This window comes from Vibrio sp. 10N.222.54.E6 (assembly GCF_041473955.1).
Lineage (GTDB): Bacteria > Pseudomonadota > Gammaproteobacteria > Enterobacterales > Vibrionaceae > Vibrio > Vibrio tasmaniensis_A.
Map to the genome: position 1 here is coordinate 41,135 of NZ_JBFRTD010000041.1, position 20,455 is coordinate 61,589.

A 20,455-nucleotide genomic window follows, 5' to 3' on the forward strand; every position below is an offset into this window, starting at 1 on the left:
TCTTTACCCGCTCAGCACTCTGAAGCAAAACCAAAACCAACCACCAATCCGTACCTTTGCCTCTATCACGAAAACCGTTGTTAGAATTCAAAGCACCTAACAATAAAACAGCGGCCAATAAAAAAGCTCCCGATTTCTCAGAAGCTTTGATTTAGATTTTGATATCTGATTTGGTTACCCGTTGAGAGTTCAGAATAAGTGACTCTATCGATGGAACAGCGTCTTCAAACTCACATCGTCCGTTCTATTTAGCTTCAAGCTCAGTAGACACCCGCCAACACCAATCAGTACATAAATACCCAAAGACAAAACCGGCGCTTCTGCAATCGCACTGAATGGGTTGCTCGCCGTTAGTACCTTTATTGGTAGTGATGCGATGAGAGAGAAGAAGTCATTGATGCCATAGAATCCAAATACGGCGACCGAGAGTAACTTAATCGCATAGCTTGAGATAAAAATGACAAGCAGTGGAGAATTCACTAACTGCGAAATTGCCAGGGTAACGGTTGCTAGTGGCAATAAAACCAGTGCAACTAACATCATTCGCCCAAAGAATACCAACCAATTGCTCAGCACATAAAACAGTGATTGCTGCTCTACTATCAATGCCAATTGTTGTTCGCTTGAGACGTTCAATATCCAGAATAGGAAGTCAGCGAATAGAACTAATAGCGCGCAGATAGCCGGAATAACCACTAGACCGAAGCCTAGCTTAACGCCGTGAGTCATGGCATTGGATACTGGCATACTTCTCCAAAACATCGAACTGCCTTCTTGGCGCTCTTTACGCAGTGTTTTAGGGATGTAAAGCGTTGAAAGTATGAGTGAAATAAGGCCAGCACCAAAGTAGATCACTGAGTTGAGGTCTTGTGCAAACTCTCTGTGGATGTCGCTCACGTCGCCATTCACTTCCATTTGGAAGAAGAACTCATGCTGCGCTACGCCATTGAAAAACAAACTAACGAACAGCAAGAAACCACATAACGCGATAAATAGAGGTAATCGAGTGTTAATTTTGTGCTCGATCAGTTCTTTTTCTAGCATATAAAAAGTTGGGTGCATTATGCCTTCTCCGTCTGTGTTGCAAGGAATAGGTCTGCGAGACCAACGTTGTAGATGTTACCCAATGATTCAACTTGCGCTTTGTATTGGCCTTCCAATAACCATTTAGTGGTTCCTAGCCCAGGTTGTGAGGTCAGTGGATTAAGTTTCTGGATTTCGCTTGAGTGGTTGTTTGCGACATCGATAATGAAATAGTCGTTCTCGATGTCTTCCATGCTCTTTTGCAGCACACAATGGCCTTGTTTCAGAATCAACACATCCGTTAATAGGTGTTCAATCTCTGAAACCTCATGGCTGGCAATGATCATCGCGCGTTCGCCGTCATGGAACCACTCTAGGAGGTGGCGATAAAAAGTATCGCGGTAGAGCAGATCTAGACCTAGCGTTGGCTCATCTAAGATCAACACTTGAGTGTCGGTCGCGATAATGATTGCAAGGTGAAGTTGTACCTTCATCCCTTTAGAAAGCTGTTTGATCGTTGAAGACAGCTTAATGTTGGTGCTACTTAACGTCTGTTCTGCTTTTTGCTTGTTGAAGCTTGGGTGCACGCCTTGGGTGTATCGAAGCAGTTGTTTAACGGTCATCCACTCGGGTAGCACATTAACATCTGAAATGTACGACAGGTGCAACATGAGTTCTGCATGCTGGTGGATAGGGTGATAGCCGTTAACTTCTATCTCACCTTGATAGCTGTGTCCGCCAAGCAGTGATTTGATCAGAGTCGATTTCCCTGCGCCATTGTGGCCTAGCAGACCAAGCACTTGCCCCGGTTTTAACTCAAAGCTGATGTTCTCGACACCCACTTGATTTGAATAGGTTTTGGTTACGTTTTTCACTGAAAGTAAAGTACTCATGACTTGTCCTTTATATGTTGTTCTAGCTGTTTCACGAGTTCTTCGACACTCATATCAATGATGCCTAGCGTCTCAGCGATGGCTGGGATCTGTGTGTTGATGAATGATTGATGTGCGGACTCTTTCAATTTTTGAAGTGCCCCTTCTGCGACATACATACCTTGGCCGCGTTTTTTCTCTACCAAGCCTTCATCCACCAGTAACTGGTAGCTTTTCATGACAGTAAGGTGGTTGATCTTGAGATCGGCGGCAACCGCACGCACAGAGGGCAGTGCTTGTTGCTCTAACCAAACACCTTGAAGAATTTGGTCACTGATCTTTGCCGCTAGCTGCCTAAAGATCGGTTGGTCGTCTTTCCATTCGGTCATAATTAAAACTGCATGGTGATATACATGTGTATAACACTAAACTTTTTATTCAGATTGGCAAGGTTTTTATAAAAATGAAGAGTATATTTTTATGTTTGAGAGAAATGTATTGGGTTATGAGAACGCTTGAAGCCTACTTCCTTGTGGGCTCTCAAGTCGTTGTATGATCAATGGCAATTAAACAAGAAAAGGGAGGTCATCAATATTTAAATGAGGTGGTAGATAATTACTCCTCCGAGTGACTAGGTCTACTGTACAGATAACCTTGATGTAGGTTGTAGCCTAACTGACATAAGATATATTGCTGCCTGCGCGTCTCGACACCTTCATAAATCATCGTGATGTTTGATAAGCGTCCAATCTCCGATATATTAAGCAATACTCCTTGATGATAATCTCCTGACTCAATGTCTTTAACAAAACAACGATCCAGTTTTAGGTAGGTCGGAGAGATAGCACTAATTATTTCAATGTTGTTGTTACCTGTACCAAAGTCGTCTAGCGCGATGGTGATTCCAAGATCTTTGATCATTTTGATGTTGTCGATGACCTCATAGCCATAGCCAATGTTTGAATACTCTGTTATTTCTACGACAAACTCATTCGCTTCCATCGTGACTAAATGCTCTTTGAGCTTTGTAAAGTTAGATCCCACCAACGCACTCGGGCACACATTGACACCGTAGATATCATGGCTGTTGTCCAACTTCGCTTTTTTTACTGTTTCAATGATTAAAATAGTATGAAAGGTCAACAAATTAGTACGTCTCATGGTGTTGATGAAACTCAGAACGCCTACGTTACGCACTCTAGACAATAACTCGTAATATAAAACGCTATTGTCGTCAGTGTTGATTATGGGCTCTTCCTCGAAGGATATGTGTCGCCAACGAAGCAGGTAAATGCCAAAGCCAAGAATATATGAGCGATAAAGTAGCGTGGCGATCACCAGAGAAAAAATGACCCACAGAAGCACAATATCATCACTGTAGAAAGTGATGGTTGCACCGGTTGGAAGTGGGGCTTGATAAATAGGCTGACTGTTTTCGCCTAGGTTTAATATGTAGTGACCATTTTTTTGTATGGAAACTGAATCAACCAAAAGAGGGAGTAATGAGTTCTTATATCTAGCTTCAATAGACCATTTAGAAATACGCGCAATGAGTTCGATGTCCTCTTTGGGGTCTGAGAAGCGTGAATAAGCAAAATCTAGGCTATCGTCAAAGTTTTCAATTTGGTCTAGTTCAACCATTTTTGATTGTGTTTTGGATATGTAGCATGAACCATAAGGCGTTGTCATCAAAACAGAATCAAGGTTAAGTGAGTGCCTCAATGCGTACACTGCAACTTCGCTATCACAGCCATAGTTCATTACTTCCTCTACTATTTGCTTTGCGTTTTTACTGTATTCATCTGCAATTTTCGTTGTATAAAGGATTTGGAAGAAGTAGACAACGAACAAAAAAAATGAAGAAACGGTACAAACGGCTATAAAGCCTCTGATCAACTCTTTTTGGTAAGTGTTGAGCATCAGCTTCAACATCTCGATATGGCTGAGCTTGAATTGGTTGATGTTGTATTTTGGTGTTATACGGTTGGTTGTACTTTTATCTAGATCGATAAAATAACCAACCTTATAAAGGTTCGAGATAAGTTCACTATTATTGTTAATTTTGGCTTTCTTACACAGATTTCTATACTTTTTTCTTATCGAAGCAATAATATTCTTTAAAGCGTATAAACTGAACTCTTCATCGAAGTGTAATTTAAATGACTTTTCAACATCTCTAGCAGATTGAGGGTTTGATATCGATGAATGCTCAATAAGATATTTAAAAACAAAACTTTCTTTACTATTAAGACTTTCCTCTGATATCTTATTACTGTTCCTTTTTATGTATATTTTTTCTTCATTATAAATTAATTGCAAGCTCTCATAGTTATTGTTTATATTGAAAGAACAATGCATAGCTTAACTCCTAAGCGATAGTTATTATATTTACGTGATTGATATGTGATGCTGAGATTTTCATTCAACCTAAGAGTCCTTTCTAAATAACATAACTAAAATGTCACTATTTCTCTCAAGATGTTGATACTAATCGCAGAATTTGGGGTCAATAACAGGTTATAGAGATGTTCACCCAAAACTTGAATTTATAAATAAAAGTTGATGATTTACAAGGGGTAAAGTGGATTTATCCATTTATTTTGGCATTTATCCATTCCTAGGGGCTGGATTTTGACTTTTTGTCTTGTTCTGTAATTTTTGTGATTCCCTCTTTGGAAAGCTAATTTGGCTTTTGGTTTTATATGATTAAATTATTTATATGTCAGATCTCTCCGGGTTTTTATGATTATCTCGACATGGTTTCTTTATTGTTAATTTTGAAAATATAGTTTTCTTTTCTATGTTAATTTGTATTTCACTTGTGTTTACTTCTGTTGTTGGCCTGTTTCTATAAGGATGGCTTGATTTGATTTTCATGTCATTTAAGTTTATGTAAATAAAGGAAATAAATTAAAGATTACCCGCTCTATAAGAAAGGGTAATATCTAGTATTATTTTCCAGAGCATAGTATAAGTATGTCTACTTTGGTTGGTTGGATATTGATGATTATATTAGGGTGACATTGGGGAGTAATTTAAATGGTAATTTAATTACAACTAACCAAAGTGTAAATTATCTAGACTTGGGTATGACGTAAAATTTACGTAAGCGGTATGTTGATAGCATTTTCGCATCTACCACTTACATAATTATATTGTGCTTGGGGAATTTAATTGCTTTAGTAAGTAACCCCCTTAGAGTCGAGTTATCTACTAGACAAAAATCGCATTTCGACTTCATCGGGTGGGATAGGTTTGCTGAACAGAAATCCCTGTAAATATTGATATCCGCAACTGGTTAAGAAAGCTTTTTGTGTTTCAGTTTCGACCCCTTCCGCAACCACCATAAGCCCCAATTTTTCACAGATAGCATAGGTGGCTTGGACAATCGCTTCGCTCCCTTTATAGGTGCCATGGACGAAGCTTTTATCTAGCTTAACGGTACTAATTGGCAAGTCATGCAACATAGAGAGAGAAGAGTAGCCAGTGCCGAAGTCGTCAAGGTGTAGCTCAACGCCTAACGCTGAAATATCGTCTAATGCTTGTCTGACTTCACCGTGTTTGAAGATCATTGAGGATTCAGTGATCTCAAGGGCGATACTTTTAGGTTGTATGTTGTAGAAGTTGAGCATTGCCGATAGTTGCTCTGCAAAAGTAGTGTGCATCTGAATACACGAGATATTGATGCTCATTACCAATTCATCATCAAATTTTCGGTGCCATATCGACAGTTGCTTAAGTGCAGAGTTAAGGACCCACTTTCCGAGTGGAACAATCTGTCCAGTTTCTTCCGCTAGGCTAATAAACTCATCAGGCTTGATGTTGCCAAGATCTTTATCCGACCATCTTAGTAAGGCTTCAAACCCTTTAACTTTATTGCTATTGGTGTCCATTATCGGTTGGTAATGAAGATTGAGGTCATCACCTTCTAGTGCCAGAGTTAACCTATGGCGTATCTCTACTTGCCGATGCAGAATCTGCGCTAAATTTGGAGTAAAAGTTTGGAAGCGGTTCCGACCATTGGCTTTGGCAACATGCATCGCCATTCCGGCCTGCTTTAACAATGACTCTTTATCCGTGGCATTATCTGGAAAATGAGCAGAACCTATGCTGCAACCTACAGATAAGGTGCCAATTCCTTTTATTTGGAAGCTTTTGTTCAAAGAATCGATAATGCGAGAGCAGAGTAACGGGATATTTTGATTTTTTCGGGCGTGAGCAATCACGATGAACTCATCACCACCAAAGCGACCGATTGTGCATGTTTCGTCGAGGATCTGTTTAAGACGCTTGCCAACTTTTTTGAGTAGTTGGTCACCAACACTATGCCCATAAGTGTCATTCACCAACTTAAAGCCATCAAGGTCCACAAACATCAATTCAAAGGGCGAGCGACAGGCAATACTCGATTCGAGCCTTTTGGTGATCCCGCGGCGGTTGTAGAGCTCAGTGAGACAGTCGTGCTCTGCGTTATATCGAGCTTTAATCAAATTTTCTTTTTGTTTGGTGGTACAGGTTAGGTTTAATAGCAGTTCACTTTTGTCAAACAACCACTTTCCATGAACATCAAAGTGGTGGGTTTTATTTTCAATTTTACAGCTGACTTCCTCCAAAATGTCTCGACCTTTGCGAGCTGAAAATAACCATTGGTCTGCAACTTCTTCGCTTGAAACAAAATCGGATAGGCGACTAAACGGCGAGCCGTAGTTTTTAGAAAAAGCGGAGTTTGCACTCACTACGCTTCCCACTTTGTTGAATAAAAGAGAGAGGTTGGAACCATCAGAGTATGTGAGATCGCGTTTTAAGCTCTCTTCTTCTGCGATGACTTGCGCTAGCATCCCTGTTCGGCCATCGGGTAATGGGATTCCAGAGAAAAGACATAGTGCGCGTTTAGATATGTATTTTGGGGTGAAGTTCCACCAAGTCTTTACACTTTGATTTCGCTGAAATTGTCTCTGATATTCTTCAAGCGTTGCTTCGATCGCTTTTGACATTTCAACACCAAAATCGCGTGAGGTCAGTTCAAATAGAGATTCAGACTCCCAAAGAGGGAGGGCACTGCTGTTTGCCCAGGTTATTCGCTTATTATCAATGTCATATATCCAGATAGGACACTTTAGATGTTCGAAAGGTTGGTAGCTGGTCATCATAATAAATTCGGGGAACTCATACTTTAATCGATTTATGCAGACAGATGTCGTGCTTTGGCAGTGCGTCTATCAAATTGAACTCTGATCTTTAACAGCCGTGAAGGAGCTATGTGTTCAAGAAAAATCAGGCGCTAAAGATAAATTAGCGACAAAATAGCGTTTAAAGATTCAGTGAACGGATAATTTTGGTTACTTTTCCTTTCGGGGTGCTTTCAATCGCATAGCCTTTATTGTCCCCAAAAATTTCCCCGTTGATGAAGTTCCAACCTGTTGATGTCTTGACGATTTCTTTCGGGAAGCGATCGTCAAACATTGAATGATTTGTGTATACCGTCTCAATTGCTTCAAATAATAATTGGGCTTGATCTTGGTTAGTGACGATGAAGTCTTCTTTCAGGCACATTGTTAATTCTGGAAGGGGTTGAGTAGTGAAAGGTTCAGTCATCGCGCCGACTACCCCATTATGTGAATAAAAGCGATATGAACCAGAGCTGCTTTCGTTGCCATCTGGAGATTTAATGCTTGGGGTTGTTAGGTAGAAATTACAGTTGAAGACCATCTTTTGGATAATACTATTTTGTGGTGTGACTTGAATATCTATCCAAGAGCTTACTTGTGCTTTGATTTGATTCATCACCTCATGTTTATTAGGAGCAGCGGTGACTCGTGTTGCCAACAAAGCGGTTATGGTCAGTAACATTAAAAGCGATTTGTTCATCTTTAAGTGGCCTTGTGACAAAGTGACTTTTGTTTAATCAGTAAGTCACCGTTGTTTATTATTTGAGTTAATGATTAGCCGAATAAATGTTACTTGAAGAAGACTTTACTTGATAGAGGGGGAGAGAGCTTGATAATGGAACATGCTATTTGATTGGTTAAGTAATCGTTTTCTTCAATTTTTTAGAATACGAACGCGGTTTTAAAATCTGTCATTTTGTTGATTTGAAGTGTTACTAACTATTGTGTTATTAATGTTTAGCAAGTTTATTTGAATGAGTTTTGTAAATTCCTTTAATGTAAGTGTGCGTAAGAAGGTAAGCAAACGTAAGCATTTAAGCGTTTGGATTTTCCGTTTTTGACGGGAAATCAATCAATAAATGAGCGTTTTTGTTGCTGAACGATGGTTTGTAAACGTGTATGTACAAAAGTGATTAATATGTTTTGCGTACGGTAAGTTAGTGACTTCAATAACAATATTGATGATATATGAACAGTATATATACTGCCCTCGCTTTTAATAAATGCTGGTGATAGAAATGTCGAAAACCAAAGTGCTGATTGTCGAAGATGACCAGGCGATAGCGCGTTTAACTACGCTTTACCTCGAAGCTGAAGGCTACAATGTTAGCGTTGTCCATGAAGGGGATTTGGCCATTGAAGCGATCCGCAGTATTGAACCCGATCTCGTTCTGTTGGACTTGATGCTTCCAGGAATGAGCGGCGCACAGATTTGCCGACAGGCTCGCGAATTTTATAATGGGATTATCTTAGTATTGACTGCCTCTGCTGATGAAATGAGTGAGGTTAGTTTGTTTAAGTTTGGCGCGGATGATTACGTTGCAAAACCTATTCGTGGTCATGCATTATTGGCACGAATTGAAGCACTATTGCGTCGCGCAGCCCCTGTTGTTGCTGAGCCTGACACGACCGCTGAAACCCCAGGTGAAATTGTGATCAACAGTACAGCTCAAAGTGCCACTCTGTACGGACAGAACCTAAAGCTCACCTCTGCCGAGTTTGAAATTCTAAATCTTCTTGTTAATAACATTTGTCAGGTCGTTACTCGAGATCAATGTTGCCAGCTATTTAGAGGTATTGATTATGCCTTTAACGACCGCTCTATTGATATGCGTGTTTCAGGGTTGCGCCGGAAGCTGCGTATGCATGCAAAAGATAAGCAGTTGATCCGTACGGTTCGTAACAAGGGGTATATGCTGGTTGTATAAGTCTATCGCGGTGAAACTTCGATCTGTTTCTATGTTTACTCGTTTGTACCTTGGAATTGTGGCAGGGATGTCGGCAACGATCTTTTTGTTTTGGAACCTTGGTGAAGGGCACATGCGGCGTACCCAGATCGAAATATTCCTTAATGATGGCATCTACTTTTCTGAGCAGTATGTTCGTCAACACAACCGAGAAAACTCGCTATATAAAGAACTCGACAGAACAGGCTACCAGCAATTTTATATTTTCAATTTACGCCTGTTGGAGAATTGGTCGGGAGAGGCTCCGTGTCAACGATGCGAGTTATTTACCACCTTGAATGGTGTACCGGTATACCTAAGTGAAAATAATCTCTATTCGGCAGTATTTCAGCTACCAAATTCTAGGTTTAGCTTTGCGTTCAGTGAGGTAGGCGATTTCTTCTCACCTGAAATTGAGTGGTATGAAGATTCAGAAAGAAACTTTCTTATTGGGCTTTTGTTGGCCGTTATCTTCGCTATTGGCGCAAGTGTTTACTTACCTGTTAGGCGTTTTCAAGAAAGAATAGAGTTACTTGTTGAGAAACAGAAGCAGTTTGGTAAGGGGAAGCTGAGTACTCGCTCTGACGTAGATGATATACACCCAGTGTCTGAGCTAGCCAAAAGTTTTAACTTCATGGCTGAGGAGATTGAGAGCAAAGTAAAACAAAGTCATATATTTGCTCAAGCGATTCCACATGAAGTCCGCACACCGCTAAGCCGTATTCAATTGGCGACGGATCTCTTAAGGCGGGAAGCACCAGAGCATCATCAGGTTTTTTTCGATGATATTGATACCTACATCGGGGATATCAACGACCTCACGTCAGAAATTATCATGCTGTCGAAATTGAATGTCATGGATAACTCTTTCTTCGAGCTTGTTAAAGTGAAAGCTGATCTTCGCGAGTATTGTTTAGATAGAATCCGTTACTCGGAGTTAGACAATGTTATTTTTGAGTCCAAAGTAAAGCTAGAGTGCAAAATTAAGTGTGATTGCTCGATGGCGCGTTTGGTTTTTGATAACGTGATTAAGAACGCTGGGAATTACACACAAGACAAAGTCTGGGTAACTCTGGACGAGAACTCAGAAAATTGGCTGGTTCTGATTGAAGACAATGGCTCTGGGATACCTGAGGACAGGCGTGAAGAAGTATTCCTTCCGTTTTCTCGCTTAGATTCTAGCAGAGCATCAGCAACTGGTGGGTTAGGGTTAGGTCTAGCGATAGCGATTTCAGCGGCTAAAAAGCTTTCTTGGGACATTCGGATCTGCGATAGCAATCGCGGTGGTGCCAAGTTCTGTATCTTAATCCCAAAGATCACGTAAATGATTTTAGTAAGAGACCAATTAGACTCTTAAAAATGAAAGCCACGGTTTAATATCGTGGCTTACTAATTTAATTAACTTACTAATTACCAATTATCATTCACTATCAATTGGCAAAATTTACCAAGTAGAAAATCAAGCTTAGATGCTGTTGGCGCTTAAACGATGAAGGCCATAAATAGCATGATCTATGATACGGCCATTTAAGTTCTCGTTACGAGTTATGATACCTTCTAATGTGAAATGTAAGCGCTCACAAACCTTGCGACTACTCTGGTTGCCAGTTGCAGCTGATATCTCCACCTTTTCCATATCTAACTCATTGAAAGCAATATCAATGAGCTTCTCAACTACGCGTGTAACGATCCCGTTACCTTGGTAAGTCTCGGACAACCAATAGCCTATCGTGACTTTCTGTTTGCTGTGGTCAATGGAGTTAAAGCTACAGTTACCGACGATATTGTCTTTGTACACAATCGCACATGTCATGCTTTTGCCTTCCGCGTAATCATGTAGCGAGCGCTGGATGAAGATCCTAAAGTCCTGCTCTGTTTTGCAGTGCGGTGGCCATGCTAACCATTGGCTAAGATACTCATTTTGGCTTTGTGAAATTTCCGCGTAATGAGATGCGAAGTTCTCTTCAACCAGAGCGATGGATAACTCTTCATCGATAACTGTTTTAAACATGTTTTCCCTTTTCTTTTGGCTGATGATTTAAGTGTCTTTTGGTCGGCAGGTTATAATGTCGCACAATTTTTAATATGCAACCACTTGTGGCACGAATTATTCGTGATACGCTAGATCTATCACGAAATACATTAAACCTTATAATAATTGCGGGTATGATCGTTAGTCATGCATTAGTATTAGCAGCCTAAATATATAAAATATATAAAAATACTAGGCTTAAGTAATGAATCAACATTGCCAAGAGGTAACCGTAGACCTAAGAAAGGCTCTATTTGGTATTGCTAAGGCGCTTGATAACGTCGGTTTTGAAAGCAAAAACCATGGACAGAGGGTGGGTTACATCGCGTATCGATGTGCTCTGAGCGTGGGGTGGGAAGAGGAGCAGGCACAGCTCGCATTTTCGTTAGGGCTAATTCACGACTGCGGAGTGTCGCAAATAGACGAGCAACGTCGACTGAATTCGGGGTTTGTTCCCGACTCGACTTATTACCATTGTCAAAAGGGCTACCAAATTTTAAAGGAGTGCCCTGTTCTTTCTATATTTGCTAAGCCAGTTCTTTATCATCATACCCCTTGGTTAGATCTAAAGACTATGAATATCAGTGAATTAGAAAAGGAACTGGCTGCAGTTGTGATGCTTGCTGACAGAGTTGACTATCTATATGGCATAACAGCTTCTGATCGTTATGGGAACCTAACCCCAGACGGTAAAGCGAGCATTATTGGACGTTTGACTGAGCAAGCGGACGAGATGTTCGAAACCAATCTTGTACAGCACATGTGTGAGTTGGTTGATCTGGATGATTTTTGGTTCTCGATGGAGACCCCTTACATCGAGAATATGAGAGATAACTTTGAACCTGTACCCTTTTTCTCTCAGCAAATGTCGCTGGATGAGACAGTCGCCTTTGCCGAGTTTATTGCTAATGTCGTTGATACGAAAAGCTCGTTCACTTTCAAGCACTCGTTGAAGGTAGGGCAACTTTCTGAATATTTAGCTAAACAACTTGGTTATTCTCACACAACGCAGAGAAAGCTCTATTTGGCTGGTTTAGTTCACGATATTGGCAAACTGCAAACCCCTGGTGACATTCTTCATAAGCCAGATTTGCTCACTGACGAAGAATACTGTTGTATTAAACGCCATGCGACAGATACTCGATTCGCGCTGCAGGAGTTGTTTAGTTCGCCTCAGGTGTGTCAGTGGGCTTCCGACCACCATGAAAGGTTAGATGGTTCAGGCTATCCGATGGGTAAAACGGCTGAAGATTTAGATCAACCCAGTAGAATTGTTGCTGTAGTCGATGTATTCCAAGCATTAACCCAGTCTCGCCCTTATCGTAAAGGTATGACACTGGAAGAAACTCTAGCGATATTAACGGACCAAGTTGATAGTTATAAGTTGGATCGAGAAGTGTTTGAATGCCTTAGAAAACACGCAGAGTACTGTTTTGAACTATCGACGGACAAAAGAATGTACGCGTTTTAACTTTGGTCGTTTTTAGGATTCAACTCACCTTTAAATTTAAGGTAAATGGACTATCTACTTTATTCAAACAATGAAAAAGCCGACTGGGTGTTGCGCGAGTCGGCTTTTATTCACTTCTCTTTCTAGTCTTTATCTCTATCTACGCTCGATTAAAAAGCATCATCCACGATATCTTTTAGTCGGTCGTAAGGCACATATCCCGGTAAAACATTTCCGTTCATCATCATGGTTGGAGTGCCGGTTAAACCTAGAGCGCTAAAGGCTTGGTGGTTGGTCATCAGTATGTCGCTTTGCTCCGAAGTTGTGTCCAATTGCGCTTCTGTGCCTGTCTTCTTGGCTACGGCTTCTAGTGAGCTTTTCGAGTGAATACCACTTTTTGCCATCAGCAGTCTGTTGACTTCAGGGAAGGCTGCTGGGTTATCTTTCCATACTTTCATCGCGTATAGAGCTGCATTGGTATCAAGGCCATCTACTTGTTGCTGCTTAAATGACAAGTACACGTTGATCACTTTAATGTCGCTGTTTTCAGAGGCTAATTGAACCAAGCCTTTTTCCAAGCGCTTACAGTAAGGGCAGTTGTAGTCAGTAAAGTTAACGATTACTGATTTGCCATTCGGGTTGCCCGTGATTGGGTGAGCGTCATTGTTATACAACCAATCGTGACTCTCCGCTTGAGCTTTCTTTGCTTGCGCTTGGCCAGCTACGTACTGCTCTAAACTGGTATGCAGCCCTGAGATCGTAGAAGGGTTCTCCTTCAGGAACTGGTTAATTTCTTCAAGTTGCTGGGTTTGTTCTGTGCTTAACTCAGCGAAGGCACTTGTGCTCATTAGTGAGCCTAAAATCAGTGTGCTAATCAGATGTTTTTTCATGTTGTTTTTCTCTAATTCTTGATAATCGTGAGCACGTTTTGGGTCGCGCTCACGGTATTATTGTTTGTTAAATTGGCTTTAATCGGTTCATTTGCTCTGCTCTGTTTTTCTTAGTGAGCGAGTTATGCAAAGTAGGTTCTTAACCACAGGCCGATAGGGGAAGTAACGCCGGTTGCGATGCTGCTGATCTTTCCATCTTTGATGATGACAATACTTGGCGTGACATTGACTCCCCAACTTCTGCTGATCGATCCAGAGAGATCATTGATAACAGGGAAGTCATACTCTTTGGCGTCTAAGAAGCGCTGAACACGTTCGTCTGGGCCAGATGAAAGTGCGACAGAAACTACTTGATGGGAGTCGCTGAAGCTATTAACCGTCGGGCTCACCAATTTGCACGCGCTACACCAAGTCGCCCAAAAATAGACAATAACGGGCTTACCGCTTTTGCTTAGCTCGATAACATCAATATCTTCCCCTTGGATCGACTGACCCACGATTGGTATCGCGTCTCCTTGAGGCATGCTTCTGCTGTGGTAAAAATCCATGGCAAACGAAACCACGCCAACGATCAGTATCATTGAAACGAGTTCCTTTCCCCACTTCTTAAGACGGCTTGGCTTTTTGGTTTCAGCCTTTACAGCGTTATCTTCAGCAGAGCTAGGCTTTTGTTCGTTGTTGGGCGTCTTCATCAATTATCTCGCAGCGTCGATGGCTTGAATAACAGTGTCACTGTCTAGAATTACGGGTAATGGAATACCATTTTTATAGCTCGGGCCATAAACGATATTAAATGGCACACCAAATCGCCCATTACTTTGTAAGTATTGAGTGACACTTTCACTTGGTGTTGTCCAATCGCCTTTCATCAAAACAATGTCTTCTTGTTGCAGGTGGCTGTAGACAGGATCTTGAAGAATGACGCCAATTTTGTTGGCTTTACAGGTGATACACCATTCAGCAGTCACGTCGACAAAGACTGTTTTTCCTTGCTCGACCAACTGAGGGATTTGTTTCGCATCCAGTTTCTGCCAATCAAGGTTATCGACAATTGGCGTTGCCCAGTTATCAGCAGTAACACTACCGACGATCAATGCAGCACCAAATACCAAGGTTGTGGTTGCCATGATAGGAATCAGTACCTTGCGTCCTAATTTCATGCCAATCCAAATTAACACTGAAACGACGATAAACAGTGACAACAAGATGGTTGGGAACTTGCCAACGAATGGGCTCAGCAGGTTTGTTAACCACAGACTGGTGATGAACATCATTAAGCCGAATACCAACTTAACTTTGAACATCCACGCGCCCGGTTTTGGTAGCAATTTAGTTAGGCTTGGGAATAACGCGAAGATCAACCAAGGTGCGCTCATACCAATGCCGAGTGCGATAAAGATAGCCCACAACTCTTGGTAACTTGCGCCCAGAGCATAAGCCACTGCAGTTCCTAGGAATGGAGCACTGCAAGGCGTTGCCAATAGTGTCGCAAACATGCCTTGGATGAAGTGACCTGAATGTGAGTCGTCGCCTTTGGTTGCCATCCAAGTGTTCAAGCCTGATGGAAGCCTGAATTCGAATAGACCGAGCAGGTTAACTGAGAACAGTAGGGTAATGACCAGCATGAACCCGATGAACCAAACATTTTGGAACTGGATTCCCCAACCAATCGCATTGCCACCCATTTTCAGAACGGTCATGCCTAGAGCTAGTAGCGAAAACGAAGTGATAACCCCCGCAGCAGACGCTAGGAATGAGAGTCGGATGTGGCGATTTGAAGCACCTTGGTTCTGAATGATGCTGTTTAACTTCATTCCTAATACGGGTAGAACACACGGCATGATGTTGAGGATCAAACCACCAATTAAAGCAAAGCCAAGCATGACTAGAAAGCTGTTGTTGCTTGTTTGGTAAGCTATCGGGTCTGACTCAACTTGCGCGGTCATCTCTTCGGCAAAGTTAGTATCTGAAACGGTAATACTCACTGTGCGATCCGTTAAGTTGACCTCGCCGATCCAGTTACTCACATCGAATACTGCGGTCATTGTATTGTCTGTGATGTGGACGGTTGGTGGAGAGAAGAAGTCATCAAGCACTTCTTGCCCATCAATCAATACCATCGGTTTATCCCAGCCTTCCTTACTTGTTAGCTGAGTCACCAGTTGTTGTTTACTTTTATCCCAGAACAGGCCGTTCACTGAAGTGCGGTTAGCTTCTCGTGGAGATTGGCTCATGCCTTGATTGAACAAGAACATCGCTTCTTCATCGAGCTCTAATGTTTGCGGATCAATCGGCAATTGGATGTCGTAATCGGTTAACACACAGATATTGGTGCACGACGGAAAGGTGAACGACGCCTTGAACAGTGCTGGCTTCGTGTTGTCTTTCAGTGTCAACGTAACGGGAAAGCTGACGTGTTTTTTGTAGCCTAACGTCATCACGTCGAGTTGTTCGTAGTACTTAGGGAGCGGCCAATGCCACTCTACCGACTCTATGTTTGTTGAACCAGACCAGTCCCAACTTGGCGGGATACCACCTTCGCCGGGGCTACGCCAATAGGTTTTCCAATCGCCGTCGAGAACGACATCCAGCACGGTTTGAATCTTAGAACCGTCGTCCGACTGTTCACCCGTCGACATCATTCGCATCTTGACTGGTGGATGTTCAGGCACGCTGAGCCAGCCCGTCGTCTGTGCCAAAGCAGTAAATGACGTCATAACCAAAAGGGCAGTGACTAGCGTTTTCGCGCATGTACGCATGCAGAATGCCAACGAATCGACAAACTTAGTTAGTAGTGTGTTGTACACAAATGTATCTCCAAAAAATAAATAAAAGGGTGTAGTAGCCCGGTTATTTACTCTCTAAATATACAGTGCTTTAGATGTAAGCGGTGTTTTGTAGGTCGAGAAGAGCGATGGTTATCTCTAGACAATCTCGATATGTGCGGTGATAGGCTGTACGCAACAGCAATAAACAGGATAAAAGGAATCAGCCAACCTGTTTTAGGTGTTGCGAAGGTGAGCATTTTGGAGCTTAGGCTGCACGCGCTAGAGTTTGGCGCTGACAGAGTTTTAGAAGCTTCTGAACTAAAAACGCTGGCATAGAGCTCAGACATTTTATCGAAAGATGCGCCGATTGCTTGTGGATGGCTAGTTTCTGCGCCGACAAGTATTGATTGTCCAATTAGGGAAGCTGAAGTGGTTACTTTGTTTGTAGAAAGCGCACTCGCCAGACAGATTACGATAACCAGTCCGGTAAGGAACAGCGCCCAAAGCGAATGCTTTTGTCGGCGGTTCTGTTGAGATAAGAAAAGTAATGGTGTATTCAGCAAATCAGTCAGTAGTCGAATCAGTTAGTCGTTAGTCGCTCAAGCGAGCTTGTTGAATTGTGGCTAGCTTAAATAAGTTCTCTTCGAGTCACAAGTCATGAAATTGTTAAAGTGAAACGATGCATAAACGCGATATACCGTAGATACACGATGCATAAACAACAACTCACGCGAATACGACATTGAGTTCTAGATAAAGTTCACAACAACTGGAAGTTATCGCTAATTTATCCTGTATAGAATGCTCTATTCATCATGAGGAGATACAAAAAAGCCCAACAGATCGCAGATGGACATATTGGGCTTTAACCATTGGTGCTATTGGAAAGATTTAGTGAGAACGGCGAGGACCGTTGCGCACAAGGTCTTTACCATTTTCAAAGATTTCTTTAGTGATCCAGCGAGCGAGTAAAACCTTGTGACTGCTGTTGAATACTGCAACGAAATGACGACCATCAGAATTATTGGTGGCCATACCTACGCCTTCAACGTCTTCAAGACCTAAGCCCCCTGCTTCTACTGAAATTAGGAATTGCTCTAGCTCTTCTAGAGACTCAATAACATCAAGTTCGTTGTTCATTTTTATGCTCTTTTGCTGTGAGCCAACATAGGATTTAAGGCGATTTAGTACATGCACCTAAATGACGATATTGGCTGTTGTTCTTTGTTGGTTGCGTACTCTACAGGTCATAAGAGGGGATTGGAACTCTCAAATATTAGATACAGGCTGATAATTTGCAAAGTTTTAACACAACATACGTTTAAATGCTTGTTATCCATCTTCTTTTTACTACTATTTATAGGGTCAATTTAGACAATAATAGGAATTAGTATGATGAAGGTTTGGCGTTGTCTATTGTTAATGTTGGCGTTTGTCGCATTTGGAAGTTTTGCGCAAAGCGTCGATAAAATAGCAGAAGTACAAGACCAGCTAATGCTGGACCTCACTACATTAGAAACAGCGCACGATGCTGAAAAGCCGTTTCTAGAAGACATATTGCGAAGAAAGAACCAAGCACTACGCAAAGAGATATCCTCCCAATTATCATCTGATAAGAAGCAAGGCTTAGACGCTGTTCTTGCCCAGCAAGTAGAGCTTTTACAGCATTTACTGTCATTGAACGAAGTTAAAATTGTCTCTATGAGCAAAGACAACCGTTCGGCTGAAGGGGATGCAAAAAAGCGTCTTGAATTGTTGATTCAAAAACGTATCGGAATGATGGATGACTACTATCAGCAACTTTCTAAGACCTTAAGTTGGTCAAAAGATCGAGGCGTTGATGTATCGGCTGCGGAAAGTCAGTTAAAAACCGCACTAGCTTCTCGTTCGCAATATCTGACAAATGCGATTCTCTACACAGACACGCAGCGTCAAGATTTAGAGCGCCGTTTGTCTTTTGTGAGTGAAGAAGAAAAGGCGACGATAAAAACTGAATTAATACGTTTCAGAGAACGAACCAGCGTTATGGTTGCCAGCTTAGAGAAAAGTATCTCCATGATGGTGCCATTTGGTGTGGATGTCACCTCGTACAAGCGTATTCTATTAGCGACCACCGGCGACATTAACGCTGATGTATTGGATGTTGATGTTGCACTGGAGTTGTTGGATGGTTGGCTTCGTTCATTCAGTTCATGGGCTTTTGAAAATACCCCTTCATTTATCGTTAAACTCGCGCTTTTCCTCGGTATTTTGTATGTAACTCGCCTTATTGCTAATGTGGCTCGTAAAACCGTTCGTAAGAGTGTTTCGCACTCTAAAATGGACTTCAGTGTATTGATGCAGGACTTCTTTGTATCAATTGCATCTAAAGCGGTCGTGTTTGTTGGTTTGCTGATCGCCCTGTCTCAAATAGGGATTGAGCTAGCACCACTATTAACGGGTTTCGGTGTTGCGGGTGTCATCATTGGTTTTGCATTGCAAGATACGCTGTCTAACTTTGCATCGGGCTTGATGATCTTGATCTACCGTCCGTACGATGTTGGCGACATGGTCAAAGTCGCTGGTGTTCAAGGCACTGTAAAAGACATGAGCTTAGTATCGACAACCGTTCAAACCATCGATAACCAACGCTTGGTGATCCCAAACAACAAGATCTGGGGTGACGTGATCAACAACATCACAGCAGAGCGTGTGAGACGTGTTGATATGGTTTTTGGTATCGGTTACTCAGATGATATCGATAAAGCAAAATCGGTATTGAACGACATCATTCTTGCTCACCCTCTAGTGTTGAAAAAACCAGAGCATATGATCAAGCTTCACACCTTGAATACGTCTTCAGTTGATTTTGTTGTAAGACCTTGGGTTAAGACAGATGACTACTGGGAAGTGTATTGGGATGTGACGGAAACCGTGAAGAAACGCTTCGATGAAGAGGGCATCACGATTCCATTCCCTCAACGAGATGTACATGTTTACAATCACGAAGAGAACTAACCCGGAAAAAGGCTAGTACGAGAATAGCTAATACGGAGAGAACTAAGTACGGCTTAAGGTCGATCTCTTCTTAATGTGATATCAAATGGACGCTGAATAAGCGTCCATTTTTATTGGCTGCCAGTTTATACCAATCACAGTAAGTAAGTGATCAGAAATAGCGCAGGAAAAAGGCTTGAGAACAAGGCAGAAATTTTTGATAAGTAGTTATTCTACAATCAAAAGTTCTAACGCCGTTATCGAGCGTTTTAACCAGCTAGGGTGAACAGTTATTTACTACGATTGGTATTATATTGAGCTTCACTCTTTTAGGTAACTCAACCACCTTAGAATTACGTTATGATGGGGTAGGCTTAGTTTGGACAGTTGAAATCGAATGGATGATTCACAGCAAAAAACGAATGGTAGAAATACAACGGTAAGAAAAGCGACGCGAATCGAAAGCGTCATGAACTCTGCGATGTGGCATTTAACTCAGAGAGATATGACAGAAAGTGAGTTGGTAGCGAAGCTCAAAGTGAAAACCGACAATCAAGAATGGATTGATGAAACGTTGAATACTTTGAAAGGGTTTGGGTATCTCAAATCTGACCAAATGTTTGCTGAACAATTCGTAGAACAAGCGTTCTCAGGTGAATTTGGTTCTCGGTATATTGTTGAAAAATTGAAAAAGAAAGGCCTGACGGACTCAGTGATTTCTGATGCTATCCATAAGGTGTCTTTCGAAAAGTCTATTGATGAACAAACTATCTTGATAGACCGAATCAACCACTACTACTCAAGCTTTACCATGAGCCGTGAAAAATTGGTTGCGACGCTGCAAAAGCGTGGTTTTAGCTATCAACAAGTTAAGGTAGCGATTGACCAGCACCCACAAGCGCATGAACTGAAGAGTAATATTCAAATTAAGGCAGAGAAAGCCGATTTGGAAAAAGAAGTGCTTAAGTATGCTCGTAAAGGCAAAGGCTTGACTGCTATTCAGCAAGAGCTTAGACAGCGACAAATAGACACGAGCGAATTGCCACAATTGGTCGATCGGTTAATTAACGAAGAGCAACTGGATTTTTACTCTTCGTGTTTAGAACAACTACAAAAGAAACCTTATGACCTCAACGATCACAAAGAGCGCTCAAAAGCTTACGCTATGCTAAGTCGAAAAGGCTTTTCGTCGGATGAAATTAAATTTGCTCTGAGTGAAGGTAACGAGTAGCCAGTGTCCTTAAACCAAGAAATATAGAGCTTTCATAAATACAGACCCTTCAGATATAAATAGCTGAAGGTCACCGAACACAGAATGATTTACAGGGTT

At 41.7% G+C, this 20,455-nt stretch carries 17 protein-coding genes; 5 read left to right on the forward strand and 12 right to left on the reverse strand.

Annotated features, from left to right (window positions below; translation table 11 throughout):
• Positions 1-204: 204 nt before the first annotated feature.
• The 6 genes from AB4513_RS21655 to AB4513_RS21680 all read right to left on the reverse strand — a co-directional run bounded on the left by AB4513_RS21655 (position 205) and on the right by AB4513_RS21680 (position 7,763).
• Complete coding sequence (locus AB4513_RS21655; protein ID WP_009844746.1) at positions 205-1,062, reverse strand: hypothetical protein; 858 nt, start codon at positions 1,060-1,062, stop codon at positions 205-207.
• Positions 1,062-1,916 (reverse strand): ABC transporter ATP-binding protein, encoded by an 855-nt coding sequence (locus tag AB4513_RS21660; protein WP_009844747.1) that lies wholly within the window; start codon positions 1,914-1,916, stop codon positions 1,062-1,064. Before AB4513_RS21660 ends, AB4513_RS21655 begins: the two co-directional genes overlap by 1 nt.
• The gene (locus AB4513_RS21665; RefSeq protein ID WP_012601023.1) at positions 1,913-2,284 is read right to left on the reverse strand and encodes a GntR family transcriptional regulator; all 372 of its coding nucleotides are present in this window, start codon (positions 2,282-2,284) and stop codon (positions 1,913-1,915) included. Before AB4513_RS21665 ends, AB4513_RS21660 begins: the two co-directional genes overlap by 4 nt.
• 226 nt (positions 2,285-2,510) lie before the next feature.
• Positions 2,511-4,253, reverse strand: coding sequence for an EAL domain-containing protein (locus AB4513_RS21670; RefSeq protein WP_017096648.1), 1,743 nt, complete (start codon positions 4,251-4,253; stop codon positions 2,511-2,513).
• Between the two features lie 848 nt (positions 4,254-5,101).
• Positions 5,102-7,045, reverse strand: coding sequence for a bifunctional diguanylate cyclase/phosphodiesterase (locus AB4513_RS21675; RefSeq protein WP_102258195.1), 1,944 nt, complete (start codon positions 7,043-7,045; stop codon positions 5,102-5,104).
• Between the two features lie 160 nt (positions 7,046-7,205).
• Positions 7,206-7,763 (reverse strand): hypothetical protein, encoded by a 558-nt coding sequence (locus AB4513_RS21680; protein WP_017102472.1) that lies wholly within the window; start codon positions 7,761-7,763, stop codon positions 7,206-7,208.
• Positions 7,764-8,301: 538 nt separating this feature from the next.
• On the opposite strand from AB4513_RS21680, the gene AB4513_RS21685 reads away from it, so the two are divergent.
• Both AB4513_RS21685 and AB4513_RS21690 read left to right on the forward strand, forming a co-directional pair.
• A complete protein-coding gene (locus AB4513_RS21685) occupies positions 8,302-8,991 on the forward strand; it encodes a response regulator transcription factor (protein WP_029222829.1) in 690 nt (229 codons plus the stop codon).
• A complete protein-coding gene (locus tag AB4513_RS21690) occupies positions 8,984-10,333 on the forward strand; it encodes a HAMP domain-containing sensor histidine kinase (protein ID WP_017099768.1) in 1,350 nt (449 codons plus the stop codon). Before AB4513_RS21685 ends, AB4513_RS21690 begins: the two co-directional genes overlap by 8 nt.
• A gap of 141 nt (positions 10,334-10,474) precedes the next feature.
• Here the strand turns inward: AB4513_RS21690 and AB4513_RS21695 are convergent, their stop codons facing one another.
• Complete coding sequence (locus tag AB4513_RS21695) at positions 10,475-11,020, reverse strand: GNAT family N-acetyltransferase (RefSeq protein ID WP_102258194.1); 546 nt, start codon at positions 11,018-11,020, stop codon at positions 10,475-10,477.
• A gap of 226 nt (positions 11,021-11,246) precedes the next feature.
• On the opposite strand from AB4513_RS21695, the gene AB4513_RS21700 reads away from it, so the two are divergent.
• Complete coding sequence (locus tag AB4513_RS21700; protein WP_009844755.1) at positions 11,247-12,512, forward strand: HD-GYP domain-containing protein; 1,266 nt, start codon at positions 11,247-11,249, stop codon at positions 12,510-12,512.
• Positions 12,513-12,661: 149 nt separating this feature from the next.
• Here AB4513_RS21700 and AB4513_RS21705 read toward each other — a convergent pair whose 3' ends face one another.
• From AB4513_RS21705 to AB4513_RS21725, 5 genes are all read right to left on the reverse strand, one after another.
• Entirely contained in the window at positions 12,662-13,381 is a 720-nt protein-coding gene (locus AB4513_RS21705) for a DsbA family protein (protein ID WP_102258193.1), read from the reverse strand.
• A 122-nt stretch (positions 13,382-13,503) separates the two neighbouring features.
• Positions 13,504-14,073 (reverse strand): protein disulfide oxidoreductase, encoded by a 570-nt coding sequence (locus AB4513_RS21710; protein ID WP_009844757.1) that lies wholly within the window; start codon positions 14,071-14,073, stop codon positions 13,504-13,506.
• Positions 14,074-14,076: 3 nt separating this feature from the next.
• Positions 14,077-16,140, reverse strand: a complete 2,064-nt coding sequence (locus tag AB4513_RS21715) for a protein-disulfide reductase DsbD (protein ID WP_102258200.1) — start codon at positions 16,138-16,140, stop codon at positions 14,077-14,079.
• Between the two features lie 95 nt (positions 16,141-16,235).
• Positions 16,236-16,712, reverse strand: a complete 477-nt coding sequence (locus AB4513_RS21720) for a hypothetical protein (RefSeq protein ID WP_157936401.1) — start codon at positions 16,710-16,712, stop codon at positions 16,236-16,238.
• Positions 16,713-17,040: 328 nt separating this feature from the next.
• The gene (locus AB4513_RS21725) at positions 17,041-17,289 is read right to left on the reverse strand and encodes a hypothetical protein (protein ID WP_009844760.1); all 249 of its coding nucleotides are present in this window, start codon (positions 17,287-17,289) and stop codon (positions 17,041-17,043) included.
• A 252-nt stretch (positions 17,290-17,541) separates the two neighbouring features.
• Here AB4513_RS21725 and AB4513_RS21730 point away from each other — a divergent pair, with 252 nt between their 5' ends.
• Together AB4513_RS21730 and AB4513_RS21735 are read left to right on the forward strand one after the other, a co-directional pair.
• Positions 17,542-19,146, forward strand: a complete 1,605-nt coding sequence (locus AB4513_RS21730; RefSeq protein WP_102258192.1) for a mechanosensitive ion channel family protein — start codon at positions 17,542-17,544, stop codon at positions 19,144-19,146.
• A 376-nt stretch (positions 19,147-19,522) separates the two neighbouring features.
• Positions 19,523-20,356 carry a RecX family transcriptional regulator gene (locus AB4513_RS21735; RefSeq protein WP_102258191.1) on the forward strand — a complete coding sequence of 278 codons (834 nt, stop codon included), beginning with the start codon at positions 19,523-19,525 and terminating at the stop codon, positions 20,354-20,356.
• Positions 20,357-20,455: the final 99 nt, after the last annotated feature.